Annotated in this window: 14 protein-coding genes and 1 pseudogene; 6 read left to right on the plus strand and 9 right to left on the minus strand. The window is 74.8% G+C overall.

The annotated features are described in order from the left end of the window. Positions 1-56 precede the first annotated feature (56 nt). Positions 57-692 carry a hypothetical protein gene (locus ACFU7Y_RS28285; RefSeq protein ID WP_224280985.1) on the minus strand — a complete coding sequence of 212 codons (636 nt, stop codon included), beginning with the start codon at positions 690-692 and terminating at the stop codon, positions 57-59. On the opposite strand from ACFU7Y_RS28285, the pseudogene ACFU7Y_RS28290 reads away from it, so the two are divergent. Both ACFU7Y_RS28290 and ACFU7Y_RS28295 read left to right on the plus strand, forming a co-directional pair. Further along, positions 593-1186 (plus strand): annotated as a pseudogene (locus ACFU7Y_RS28290) (sensor histidine kinase); the annotation flags it as partial. The gene ACFU7Y_RS28285 and the pseudogene ACFU7Y_RS28290 overlap by 100 nt on opposite strands. Beyond that, positions 1150-1800 carry a response regulator transcription factor gene (locus tag ACFU7Y_RS28295; RefSeq protein WP_224280984.1) on the plus strand — a complete coding sequence of 217 codons (651 nt, stop codon included), beginning with the start codon at positions 1150-1152 and terminating at the stop codon, positions 1798-1800. The pseudogene ACFU7Y_RS28290 and the gene ACFU7Y_RS28295, both read left to right, overlap by 37 nt. A 1-nt stretch (position 1801) precedes the next feature. Here ACFU7Y_RS28295 and cutA read toward each other — a convergent pair whose 3' ends face one another. Continuing rightward, positions 1802-2158, minus strand: coding sequence for a divalent-cation tolerance protein CutA (gene cutA, locus ACFU7Y_RS28300; protein WP_380770070.1), 357 nt, complete (start codon positions 2156-2158; stop codon positions 1802-1804). Positions 2159-2322: 164 nt separating this feature from the next. On the opposite strand from cutA, the gene ACFU7Y_RS28305 reads away from it, so the two are divergent. Next, positions 2323-3162 carry an alpha/beta fold hydrolase gene (locus ACFU7Y_RS28305; protein ID WP_380770071.1) on the plus strand — a complete coding sequence of 280 codons (840 nt, stop codon included), beginning with the start codon at positions 2323-2325 and terminating at the stop codon, positions 3160-3162. A 65-nt stretch (positions 3163-3227) separates the two neighbouring features. Here the strand turns inward: ACFU7Y_RS28305 and ACFU7Y_RS28310 are convergent, their stop codons facing one another. From ACFU7Y_RS28310 to ACFU7Y_RS28330, 5 genes are all read right to left on the minus strand, one after another. Beyond that, entirely contained in the window at positions 3228-4130 is a 903-nt protein-coding gene (locus tag ACFU7Y_RS28310) for a class I SAM-dependent methyltransferase (protein ID WP_224285042.1), read from the minus strand. 38 nt (positions 4131-4168) lie between these two features. After that, positions 4169-5209, minus strand: coding sequence for an NAD(P)/FAD-dependent oxidoreductase (locus tag ACFU7Y_RS28315; protein ID WP_224285043.1), 1041 nt, complete (start codon positions 5207-5209; stop codon positions 4169-4171). A gap of 111 nt (positions 5210-5320) precedes the next feature. Beyond that, entirely contained in the window at positions 5321-6283 is a 963-nt protein-coding gene (locus tag ACFU7Y_RS28320) for a hypothetical protein (protein WP_380770072.1), read from the minus strand. Positions 6284-6464: 181 nt separating this feature from the next. Continuing rightward, positions 6465-7034 (minus strand): GNAT family N-acetyltransferase, encoded by a 570-nt coding sequence (locus ACFU7Y_RS28325; protein ID WP_224284729.1) that lies wholly within the window; start codon positions 7032-7034, stop codon positions 6465-6467. A gap of 23 nt (positions 7035-7057) precedes the next feature. Next, positions 7058-7948: an NAD(P)-dependent oxidoreductase gene (locus ACFU7Y_RS28330; RefSeq protein ID WP_380770073.1), complete on the minus strand. Its 891-nt coding sequence runs from the start codon at positions 7946-7948 to the stop codon at positions 7058-7060. A 106-nt stretch (positions 7949-8054) separates the two neighbouring features. On the opposite strand from ACFU7Y_RS28330, the gene ACFU7Y_RS28335 reads away from it, so the two are divergent. Then, positions 8055-8402, plus strand: coding sequence for a helix-turn-helix domain-containing protein (locus tag ACFU7Y_RS28335; RefSeq protein WP_224284731.1), 348 nt, complete (start codon positions 8055-8057; stop codon positions 8400-8402). Positions 8403-8461: 59 nt separating this feature from the next. On the opposite strand, the gene ACFU7Y_RS28340 is transcribed toward ACFU7Y_RS28335, so the two are convergent. Together ACFU7Y_RS28340 and ACFU7Y_RS28345 are read right to left on the minus strand one after the other, a co-directional pair. Then, positions 8462-8884, minus strand: coding sequence for a DUF350 domain-containing protein (locus tag ACFU7Y_RS28340; RefSeq protein WP_224284732.1), 423 nt, complete (start codon positions 8882-8884; stop codon positions 8462-8464). A gap of 117 nt (positions 8885-9001) precedes the next feature. Then, the gene (locus ACFU7Y_RS28345) at positions 9002-9490 is read right to left on the minus strand and encodes an LURP-one-related/scramblase family protein (protein WP_224284733.1); all 489 of its coding nucleotides are present in this window, start codon (positions 9488-9490) and stop codon (positions 9002-9004) included. 109 nt (positions 9491-9599) lie between these two features. Here ACFU7Y_RS28345 and ACFU7Y_RS28350 point away from each other — a divergent pair, with 109 nt between their 5' ends. Continuing rightward, positions 9600-10130: a GNAT family N-acetyltransferase gene (locus ACFU7Y_RS28350; protein WP_380770074.1), complete on the plus strand. Its 531-nt coding sequence runs from the start codon at positions 9600-9602 to the stop codon at positions 10128-10130. Positions 10131-10199: 69 nt separating this feature from the next. Next, a complete protein-coding gene (locus ACFU7Y_RS28355) occupies positions 10200-12014 on the plus strand; it encodes an NHL domain-containing thioredoxin family protein (RefSeq protein ID WP_380770075.1) in 1815 nt (604 codons plus the stop codon). The last annotated feature ends 37 nt before the right edge of the window (positions 12015-12051 follow it).

Consider the following 12051-nt stretch of genomic DNA (forward strand, 5'->3'; position numbering starts at 1 on the left):
GAGGCTGACAGGGCCCGGGAGTGAACCCGGGCCCCGCCTCCGTTGTGCCCCCGCCCTCAGCCGATCAGGTCCAGCGCGCCCGTCCCGGTGAGGTCGTACGCCCCGGCGAGGACCAGGAAGAGCAGCACCGCCAGCGTCAGCCCGGTGTAGTGCAGCCGCCCGGACAGGTTCCACCAGCGCCCGCGCCAGGCCAGCACCGTGCAGACCGCCGTCGCCGGGGTGAGCAGCAGGGCCGTCACGACCAGGGCCGGGACCGCGGTCAGCAGCGGCGAGTCGCCCAGGAACAGCGTCTGGTTGAGCGCGTTGGCGTCCGCCGTCAGCAGGGCGAAGCAGCCGGTCGCGGCGAGCAGCAGCGCCCCGGTGGTCCAGCCGAGCAACCGTGCGGCGGGCCGCTCCGCCCGGCCCCGGCGGCGCACCAGGCGGACCGCCGCGGCCACCGGCCAGCCCAGCACGGTCAGGACGAGGACGGCGAGGCTGCCGGCCGCGACCGCCTGGTGCAGGCCGGGTGCCTGGTACCAGGAGAGCCGCTGGTAGGCGACGGTCGGGTCGGCGTCGGTGAGCAGCGAGAGGGTGCCGTCGGCGGCCCGCTGGAAGGCGATCCGCCCGGTGCCGCCGACCTGCCGGAACAGGCCGGGTTCGAGCTGCTCCCACTGACCTGGGCGTCGCCGAGCGGCTGGTCGAGCGGGACCCACAGGCCGCGAAGCAGCTGCTGGCCGAGACCCGCCAGGCCTCCGCCACCGCCCTCAACGAACTGCGCGACCTGGTCCGCGGCATCCACCCGCCGGTCCTCGCCGACCGCGGACTGGCCGACGCGGTAAGGGCGTTGGGCATGGACAGCCCGCTGAACGTGACGGTCACCGCCGAACTGCCCGGCCGGCCCGAGGCACCGGTCGAATCCGCCCTCTACTTCGCCGTCTCCGAGGCCCTGACCAACGCCGCCAAGCACGCGGGAGCGAGCCGTGTCGACGTCCGACTCCGCTACCAGGACGGCGTGCTGAAGGCCCAGGTCACCGACGACGGCACCGGCGGCGCCGACCCCTCGCGCGGCACCGGGCTGCGCGGCCTGGAACGGCGGCTTGCTACCTTCGACGGCGTCCTGGCCGTCCGCAGCCCGCTCGGCGGCCCCACGACCCTGACGATGGAGCTGCCGTGCGAGTTGTCCTCGCCGAGGACCTCTTCCTCCTGAGGGACGGGCTGGTCCGCATGCTGGAGGCCTACGACTTCGAGGTCGTGGCCGCGGTGGACACCGGACCGGCCCTCCTGGAGGCCCTGCTCACCGAGCGCCCGGACGTGGCCGTCGTGGACGTGCGGCTGCCCCCGACGTTCACCGACGAAGGGCTCCAGGCGGCGCTGGAGGCACGGAAGCGGATGCCCGGGCTGCCGGTGCTCGTGCTCTCCCAGTACGTCGAGCAGCTCTACGCCAGGGAACTGCTCGCCGACGGCAGCGGTGCGATCGGCTACCTGCTGAAGGACCGGGTCTTCGACCCCGACGAGTTCGTGGAGACCGTCCGCCGGGTGGCGTCCGGCGGCACCGCGCTCGACCCGCAGGTGATCGCCATGCTGGTCAGCAACACCGAACGCAACAAGCCGCTGGACCGCCTGACGCCGCGTGAGCGCGAGGTGCTGGAGCTGATGGCGGAGGGCCGCTCCAACGCGGCGATCGCCGAACGGATGGTGATCACCGAGCGGGCGGTGAAGAAGCACACCGCCAACATCTTCCTCAAGCTCGACCTGCCGCCCTCGGAGGAGGACCACCGTCGGGTGCTGGCCGTGCTGGCCTTCCTGGAGGTCGCGCCCTGAGCTACTCCGCCCGGTCCGCCGCGCGCGCTGCCGCCGCCGTCTCCTCGGCCACCCAGGCGAGGTAGCCCGGGCTGCCGCCCGCCACCGGCACGGCGATCAGCTCGGGCGTCCCGTAGGAGTGCCGCCCGGCCACGAACGCGCCCAGCCGGTCGACGAGTTCGGCCCTGGTCTTGAGGTCGATCCGCCACTCCTCGGCATCCTGCACCTCGCCGTCCCACCAGTACACCGACCGTACGGGGTACACCTGGGCGCAGGCCGCCAGCCGCTCCCGCACCACGGCGGACGCCAGGGCCCGGGCCTGCTCCTCGCCCTCGTGGGTCGTGGTCACCACGACGAAGCGCTGCTCGCTCGCTGTCATGCCCCGACGGTATCCCGGGGCCGGACGGCGAACCCGTTGCGGCTCACATCGGCGATCCGCGGTGGTTCGGGCAGCCCCAGCTCTCCCGCCGCCCCGGCCGTCTTCCCGCCGCCCCGGCCGTTTTCCCGTTGCCCCGGCCGCTCCGCGGTTGCCACGATCACCCGATGACGACCTTCACCGGCCACGACGGCACCCGGCTCGGCTACCGCGTGCTCGGCGAGGGCGAGCCGCTGCTCGTCCTCGCCGGCGGCGCGATGCGCGACTCCGCGTACCTCGGCGACCTCGGCGGCCTCTGCGCGCACCGCGCCCTGCACGTCCTCGACCTGCGCGGAACGGGCCGCTCGGAGCGCCCGGCCGACCCGGCGAGCTACCGGGTCGACCGGCAGGTGGCGGACGTCGAGGCCTTCCGCTCGCACCTCGGGCTCGACCGGGCGGACGTCCTCGCCCACTCCGCCGGCTGCTCGCTCGCCACCCTGTACGCGCTGCGCCACCCCGGGCGCACCGGGCGGCTGGTACTGGTCACCCCCAGCCTCCGGATCTTCGGCGGCACCGCCACCGAGGACGACTACCGCGAGGCGGCCGAGGCCCGCGGCCTCGCCGAGGAGGAGTGGTACCCGGCCGCCCTGGCCGCCGTTCGCACCGCCTTCACCGGGGGCACCGCCGACCCCGACGCCGTGGCGCCGCTCTTCCACGGCGACTGGAACGCCACCGCCCGCGCCCACGAGGCCGGCCGCGCCGCCCAGAGCCACCCGGAGGCCGCGGCGGCGTACCACGGCGGCGGTTTCCGGCCCGCCGCCGTCCGCGCCGGCGTCGCCGAACTCCCCTCCCCGGCCCTCCTGTTGGCCGGCGAGTACGACCCCGACCCGCGGCCCGGGGCGGTCCGCGCCACGGCCGCGCTGTTCCGCCGCGCCCGTGCCGTCGTCCAGCCCGCGGCCGGCCACTACCCGTGGCTGGACGACCCGGCCGCCTTCACCCGTGCGGTGGCCGGCTTCCTCGCGCCCTGACCCGGCCCCGCCGGGGCGGTCCCACGGCCGTTGTCCTTCCCCCGTACGCCGACGGAGCCGCCAGGTCAGTCCCGGCGGGCCGTGTGGACGGTCATCGCGGAGAGGTAGAAGGCGTCCGGGCGGTGCAGGATGCCGGTGGGGGCGTCCTCGGCGAGCAGGGCTTCCAGCGTGGCCCGGTCCTCGGCGTCGAGCTGGTCGGCGAGCTGGTCGCGCAGGCGGGTCAGCCGGGTGTGCAGGTAGCCGCGGATGGGGCCGGCGAGCGGGGCGGGGTGGTCGACCAGGAAGGTGCGGGTGCCGGTCGGGGTCAGCCCGGCCCGCGTGAGCATGGCCGGCCAGTCCTCGATCTCCGCTGTGCTGTCGGGCAGTTCGGCCCGCATGGTGCTGAAGCCGTCCTCGTGGGCGGCGTCCATCCGGGCCTGGAAGCCGGGCCGGCCGAGGCCGAAGTCGCGTGGCAGGTAGCGCGCCGGAAGGCCGCGTTCGGCGACGGCGAGCAGGCCTCCAGGCCGCAGCACCCCGGCGAGCGAGGTGAGCGCGGCCTGCTGGTCGCCCAGGTGGTGGATGGCGTTGCCGGACCAGATCAGGTCGGCCTCGCCGAGCTTGTCGAACTCCGCGGGCAGGTCGGCCTGTCGGGTGTCGAGTCGGCCGCCGGAGCGGCTCCGGGCGCGCTCCAGCAGGGCGGCCGACTGGTCGACGGCCACCACCTCGGCCGCGGGGAAGACCTCCGCCAGCAGTCCGGCGATCACCCCGGGCCCGCTGCCGACGTCGAGGACCCGCCGTACCGCGCCCTCCCCGTGCAGGCCGAGCAGCCACCGCCCGGCCTCGGTGACGGCGCCGGCCCTCAGGTCGGCCTCCACCTCCAGGTGCGCGGCGAGCGCGTCCCAGTCGAAGTCGGCGGCGGGGACATGCCCGTGGGAGTGGCCGTGCTCGTGGGAGTGGCCGTGGGAGTGGCCGTGCTGGTGCGCTGACATCCGGATTCTCCGATCGTGGGTTGACGAAAGCTTCCCGCTCAGGCGGGCAGGGCGGCGCCGGACGCGCGGTACCGCTCGACCGCCCGGTCGACCTCCTCCGCCGTGAGGTCGTGGTCGAGCGCGAAGGCGGCCGCCGCGCCCGCCCCGGCGGCGGTGACCACCTGGGCGCGCGGGTCGGCGACGTTGCCGACCGCCCAGACGCCGGGGAGGCTGGTGCGGCCGGTCCGGTCGGTGGTGACCCAGCCGTTGTCGTCCCGGTCGCAGTCGAGGCCGAAGAGCAGCGCGTCCCGGGGCACCGGCTGCGGGAAGACGAACACCGCCTCGCGCGGCACCACCTGCCCGGTGGCGAGTTCGACCCCGCGCAGGCGCCCGTCGTCGGACACCAGGCGGACGATCCGGCCCTCGACCACCCGGACGTCCCGGGCGGCAAGCCGTTCCCGCTCGGCGTCGGTCAGCACCAGGGTGTGCGCGAGCAGCACCACGTCCGCCGACCACTGCCGCAGCAGCAGCGCCTGGTTGACCGCCCCCGGGCCGGTGCCGAGCACCCCGAGCGGCCGGTCGCGGACCTCCCAGGCGTGGCAGTACGGGCAGTGCAGCACGTCGTGGCCCCACCGCTCGGCCAGGCCGGGCAGCTCCGGCAGTCCGTCCCGCAGCCCGGTGGCGATGACCACCCTGCGTGCGTGCAGCACCGGCCCGCCGGCCAGGTGGACCACGAAGCCGGGCGCCGCAGGCCCGGCCTCCCCCACGAGTCCGACGGATTCGCCGGACTCGATGCGCTCGACGTGCTCGACGTGCTCGACGTGCTCGACCCGGGCGTCGATCAGGTCCACCCCGTAGCGGGCGACCTCCTCCCGTCCGACCGCCAGCAGCGCCGCCGGGGGCATGCCGTCCCGGCTCAGGTAGCCGTGCATGTGGGCGGCGGGCGCGTTGCGCGGCTCCCCGGCGTCCACCACCGCGACCCGGCGCCGGGCCCGGCCCAGCACCAGCGCGGCGTTCAGTCCCGCCGCTCCGGCGCCGACCACCACCACGTCGTAGCGCTCGCTCTTCCTGGTCCCGGTCGTCCCGGTCATCTCGCCCATGGCGCTCACCTCCACCGCCAGGCTGCGACCCGCTCCACCACATCGGCAAGCTTTGTTGCCATCTCAGCAAACCTCGACCTCGGCAGACCTCGGCCTCCGCAGACCTCGACCTCAGCGGGCCCCGGCGGCTCGCACCCCCGTCCGCCGCCAGTACGACCGGGCGGCCACCACCAGCGCGACCCCGTACCCGGCGAACCCGCACATGCCGACCCAGGCGATCTCCAGTGCGCTCTGCTCGCCGGCGAGCTCGCCCAGCCTGATCCGCGTCACCCCGGCGGTGCACAGCGTCAGGTAGCCCATCCCGAACAGCCCGTACGGCGCCAGCGTGGCCGCCCCCAGCAGGGCCGGGGTGAGCGGCAGCCAGCGCGGCACCCGACGGCCGCTCAGCGGCAGGGTCCAACGCGGGAAGACCTGCCCCCACGGACGGACCAGCCCCCAGAGCAGGAACACCCCGAGCAGCGCCAGCAGCACGGTGGCGTCGAGCCCCCAGCGCTCCAGGGCGAGCCAGAGCCCGGAGGAGCCGTTGTGCACGTAGCTCGCGTACATCTGGTCGCCACCGATCCCGGCGAAGCTGCCGCCGAGCGCCCAGACCAGCTTCATCAGCACGTACGGCACGAACGCCAGAGTCCCCGCCCAGGCGGCGAGTTGGACGACCGGCGGGGCCGCCGTGGGCGCCGGCGCGGCTCGATCGGCCCGGCGGTCCGGCCCACCGCGGGCGCCCGGCCGCAGGCCCAGGGCGGTGCGGGCCAGCAGCACCGCCCCCACCACCACCAGGGCGCGCTCCACCGTGTCGGGGACACTGTCCACCCGCTGCCCGCACAACAGCGTCACCACGTCCATCAGCAGGCCCCACGCCCCCACCGCGGCCGCCCCGCACAACAGCCACAGCAGCCGGCGCACCGGCTTCCGCCGCACCACCGCCAGGCCGGCGGCGGCCGAGACCGCCCCCACGCCGGCGACCAGCCACCCCGGCCAGGCCGCGCCGAACAGTTCCGTCCCGCTCAGCGCACACCCCAGCCCGAACCCGGCGCACCCGAGGCCCCAGCCGCTCACCGCCCACCCGTCTCTCACCATGCCGCCAGGCTCGCCCGCACCGCCCGCACCGCTCCTCCCCCGGTGCGGTGATCCGGCTCCCCCACCCGGGGGAACCCGGCACCACTCGCGCCGGAGCACACTCCGGCGCCTGGCCCCGTCCGAGGAGATCGCCGGCAGGGCGCGGGCCGCCCGGCCTGGTTCGGCCGGGCGGGGCAGCGGTTCACCCCCTCGGGGCGGCGAAGCAGTGGACGGTGACGGTGCGTCCGGAGGCCCACCGCTGGTCGCCGCTCCCGAGGCTGGTCCAGCCGAGGCGGCGGTAGAGGGCCACGGCGGCGGTGTCGGTGGCGAGGACGTCGAGCACCGGGTGCAGGCCGAGCGCCCGCGCGTGCGCCACGGCGCAGGCCAGCAGCCGGGCACCGATGAGGTGCCCGCGCGCCCTGGGGGCGACGTAGAGGCGGCCGACCATGGTGGTGAGCTCCGGGGGGCCGCCGGTGCGGTGGCTCCACAGCGCGGGGGCAAGGTCACCCGGGGCGCTGCGGGCGAGGCCGACGTGCCCGGCGAGCCGGCCGTCCGACTCGGCGATCCAGGCGGCGAGCAGGCCGTCCGGGGTCAGCCAGGCGGCGGGGTGGTCGGGCCAGTCGGCGGGGTAGCCGTCGACGGCGTGGACGTCGCCCAGCACCCGGACGCAGTCGGCGAGGTCGTCGGCGCAGCGCGGTCGGACCACCACCCCCGCCCCGGCCTGCCGCGAGTCGGACGCGACGACGGTGGCGCGTTCTTCGAGGTCTTCCATGCCGGTACGTTACCGGCCGGACCTCACCGTCGCAGCAGGTCGACGACCCCGGTCAGGTCCTCCTCACCACCGCCGATCTCCAGTCGACGCTCCATCAACCGGAAGTAGGGTTGAAGGAGTTCGGCGCTCACCCGCTGCTCCTCGGCGGTGCGCAGCAGCGTCTCCTGGCCGGCCACCTGCATCGCCAGGTTGGACACCACGTCCTGGGCGTAGTCGCCGCTCTCCAGCTGCTCCGCCGTCCTGGCCACCGAGCCGGACATCGCGGCGAGCCAGCCGCCCAGCAGCGGCGCCAGCTCGCTCGGCGCCACGGCCTCGCCGCGGACCAGCGCGAAGGCGTGCGCGATCCCGGCGAACATCCCGTACATCCCGCTGAGCAGCGCCACGTCGTGCAGCGCCGCGTAGCCGGCGTCCGCGCCCACGTACCGGGTGCCGGCCGGGGCGGCCAGGATGCCCCCGTGCTCCTCGAACAGCTCGGCCGAGCCGCTGTAGAACACGTACGCCCCGGCCGCCGGGACGCCGATCATCGGCGGGACGGCCATGATCCCGCCGTCCAGGTAGCGGGCCCCGCGCTGCTCCGCCCAGGCGGCGCGGGCACGGGCCTGCCCGGGAGTGCTGGTGACCAGGTTGACCAGGTCCTTGCCGGTCAGGTCCACGCCGTCCAGCGCCTCCAGCACGGAGGCGTCGTCGAGCAGGCAGACGACGACCAGCCGGTTCGCCGCGACGGCCTGCGCGACGGTGGCGGCGACGGTGGCACCGCGGGCGGCGAGCTCGTCGGCGCGGGCGGCGGTGCGGTTCCAGACGGTCAGCGGGTGCCCGGCGGCGAGCCAGGCTCCGGCCAGCGCGGTGCCCATCGCACCGAGGCCGAGCAGGGTGAGCGGGGTCTTGGACGTGTTCTCAACGGGATTGGTTGCCATGGCAGTCAGCCTCCGCGCCGACCCCGGAAACGATCAAGTACGCACTTCGAAGTGGGTGGTTACCCTGGGGTGAGCATCGAGGTCGGCGGGGCCGGAAGGGGTGGGCATGGCGATCGTGCCGAGGCCGGGGGCGTACGTCTGCGGGACGGACGCCGCGATGGACGTGATCGGCGGCAAGTGGAAGGTGTCGATCCTCTGGGCCCTGGGCGAACGCCCGCGCTGCCGCTTCGGCGAGCTGCGCAGGCTGCTGCCGGGGATCACCGAGAAGGTGCTGGCCGCACACCTGCGCGAGATGGAGGCGCACGGCATCGTGCACCGGGAGGCGTACGACGAGGTGCCGCCGCGGGTTGAGTACGCGCTGACCGAGGCCGGGCGCCGCCTCAACACGGCGCTGGGGCCGCTGGGGGACTGGGGGCGGGAGCACGTCCTGGGCAAGGCGCCGTACCCGGCGTAGCGCGCCCCCACCCGGCGGCGTCCGGCGGAGCGCCGCCGACCCGTTTACCGAGGCCCGTCCTAGGCGATCGCGGCCGACACCACCGCGGCCACCGCGATGTTGCAGGCGGCCGACACCCACACCGCCGGGTGCGGCTCGGGCTCGACCAGGATCTCGCCGAGCTTGCCCGGCGTCAGCAGGTCCACCAGCCAGAACGCGACGGCCATCAGCACCAGCCCGAGCAGGCCGTAACAGGCCGTCGAGACCAGGCCCTTGGCGAAGTCGGCGTAGGTGTACATGATCGCGGTGAAGACGATGCCGCCGATGCCGAGCAGCGCGGAGCTGAGCAGGACGGCGGCGTTGCGGTTGCGCTCGACCCAGATCTGGTGGCCGAGCCGGCCGGGCGTCAGCAGGTCGACCAGGCCGATGCCGAGCAGCAGCAGCACCACCCCGAGGACGCCGTAGGCCGCCGCCGCACCGAGCCCGTGCAGAATGTCGTTCATCGTGGTTCCAGCCCCCGGTCCGCTCGTGCCGTGCCCGCTGACCGCCATGGTCAAGGGCTGGCAAAAGATACCCCACCCGGGTGAGGGGCGGACCGGAGATCCGGAAACCGGGGACAGTCAGTCCTCGTCCTGCACCAGGTGGTCGACACAGGCGGCGACGGCCAGCAGCAGACCGGTGTCCGCGCCGTCGGCGATCTCCACCCCGTAGGTGTCCCGGATCCGGAACCACTTGCGGCTGATCCGGGCCAGCTCGTCGCCGTGGTGGTTCTCGATCCGGTAGTCCTTGTCGATCAGGTTGCCGTGGATCTTCAGTTCGCCGCCGGAGGCCAGGTCCACCAGGTACTTGTCCCGGAACGGGGTGAACAGCTTCTCCCGGACCGTGGCGATCACCTCGCCGTCGGCGTCCTCGATCTTCATCGCGTCACGGACGGTGAGCATCTTCTCCTTCACCACCGCGACCACCCGCCCGTGCGCGTCCTTCAGCTCGAAGGTGTGCCGCAACCGCAGGACCTTGCCGTCCACCAGGTACGCCTTGTGGCCGTGGTCGTCCTCGATCCAGTAGTCGTCGCCGACCGCGAACAGCTTCTCCCTGACCAGATACCGCACCGTGCGACCTCCTCCGTGTTGACGTCGCCCCATTCGACCCCGAACCCCCGGCCCCGGAAAAGCACCGGCACGAAGCACGGCCGGAAATCCCGTCGCACGGCACCGCCGGATGACCTTCAATACCGCCATGCACCGCGACCTCACCACCGCCGAACTGCGCAGCGAACGCCTCGACCTGCTGCCGATCGCCCCCGGGCACGCCGAGGAGCTGGCGGCCGCGCTCGCCGACCCGGCCCTGCACGCCTTCACCGGCGGCCGCCCGGCCACCGTCGAGGAGCTGCGCGCCCGCTGCGCCCGGCTCGCCGCCGGCTCCCCCGACCCGGCCGAGGCCTGGGGCAACTGGGTGCTGCGGCTGCGCGCCGACGGCGCCCTCACCGGCTACGTGCAGACCACCGTGCGCCCCGGCGGAGCCGAACTCGCCTGGGTGGTCGGCACCCCCTGGCAGCGCCGTGGCCTGGCCACCGAGGCCGCCCGCACCCTGCTCGCCCACCTCACCGCGGCCGGCGTCACCACCGCCGTCGCCCACATCCACCCCGACCACCACGCCTCCGCCGCCATCGCCCGCACCCTCGGCCTGTGCCCCACCGCCGACACCCAGGACGGCGAAACCCGCTGGCAGGCCGGCCTCACCCGGCCGTAGCCCCCGCCCCTTCCCCGTCGGCCCCACGCCGGCGGAATGCGGGCACCCGGCGTGCGGTTTGATGGGGTTATGGCATCTCGTGCACGTGTACGCGCCCCCGAGCTGGTCGGGGCAGGCGGTTGGCTGAACACCGGCGGCAAGGAGCTCACGCTCGCCGACTTCCGGGGCAAGATCACCATCCTGGACTTCTGGACCTTCTGCTGCATCAACTGCCTGCACGTCCTGGACGAGCTGCGGGAGCTGGAGGAGAAGCACCGCGACACCGTGGTGATCGTCGGGGTCCACTCGCCGAAGTTCGTGCACGAGGCCGACCACCGGGCCGTCGTCGACGCCGTGGCCCGCTACGAGGTGCACCACCCGGTGCTGGACGACCCGGCGCTGGCCACCTGGAAGCAGTACGCCGTACGGGCCTGGCCGACGCTGGTGGTGATCGACCCGGAGGGCTACGTGGTCGCCCAGCACGCCGGCGAGGGCCACGCCCACGCGCTCGCCCGGCTGGTCGAGGAGCTGGAGGCCGAGCACGCCGCGAAGGGCACGCTGCGCCGGGGCGACGGTCCGTACGTGGCGCCGGAGCCGACCGCCGGGGACCTCAAGTTCCCCGGCAAGGCGGTCCGGCTGGCGAACGGCCACTTCCTGGTCGCCGACTCCGGCCACCACTCGCTGGTCGAGCTGGCCGAGGACGGCGAGACGGTGGTGCGCCGGATCGGCGACGGGCAGCGCGGCCTGGTGGATGGGGAGAGCCCGCGGTTCAGCGAGCCGCAGGGCCTCGCGCTGCTGCCGGAGGGCTCGGAGTACGACGTGGTCGTCGCCGACACCGTCAACCACGCGCTGCGCGGCGTCCGCCTCGCCGACGGCCACGTGACCACCCTGGCCGGCACCGGCCGCCAGTGGTGGCAGGGCTCGGCCACCGCCGGCCCGGCCCGCGAGGTGGACCTCTCCTCCCCGTGGGACGTCGCCTGGTTCGACGGCCGGGTGTGGATCGCGATGGCCGGCGTGCACCAGCTGTGGTCGTACGACCCGGCCGCCGGCACGGTCGCGGTCGCGGCCGGCACCACCAACGAGGGCCTGGTGGACGGGCCCGCCACCGAGGCCTGGTTCGCCCAGCCGTCCGGCCTCGCGGTCTCGGCGGACGGCGAGCGGCTCTGGGTCGCCGACTCCGAGACCTCCGCGCTGCGCTGGGTTTCACGTGAAACAGGGACGGTCGAAACCGCCGTCGGCACCGGCCTGTTCGACTTCGGCCACCGTGACGGCGCGGCCGGTCAGGCGCTGTTCCAGCACCCGCTGGGCGTCACCGTGCTGCCGGACGGCTCGGTGGCCGTCGCCGACACCTACAACCACGCGCTGCGCCGCTACGACCCGGCGAGCGGCGAGGTCACCACGCTGGCCACCGACCTGCGCGAGCCCTCCGGGGCGGTGCTGGTGGACGGCGACATCGTGGTGGTGGAGTCGGCCCGGCACCGGCTGACCAGGCTTCGGCTGCCGGAGGAGGCGGTGCGGGTCGAGTCGGTGGCGCACCGCACCCAGCGCGCGGCCACCGAGGTCGCCCCGGGCGCCTTCCGGCTGGACGTGGTCTTCGAGGCGCCGAACGGCCAGAAGCTGGACGAGCGCTACGGCCCGTCCACCCGTCTGCTGGTCAGCGCGACCCCGCCCGAGCTGCTGGTCTCCGGCGCGGGCGCGGACACCGACCTCTCCCGTGAGCTGGTGCTCTCCGCCGAGGTCACCGAGGGCGTGCTGCACGTCTCGGCGATGGCCGCGTCCTGCGACGACGACCCGGAGATCGAGTACCCGGCCTGCCACGTGCACCAGCAGGACTGGGGCGTGCCGGTGAAGCTGGTCGCCGACGGCGCCCGCCGTCTCCCGCTGGTCCTGGCCGGGATGGAGTAGCCGCACAGCAGGAAGGGCGGGGCCCGGCGTTCCTCGC

It is taken from the genome of Kitasatospora sp. NPDC057542 (genome assembly GCF_042801945.1).
Classification (GTDB): Bacteria; Actinomycetota; Actinomycetes; order Streptomycetales; family Streptomycetaceae; genus Kitasatospora.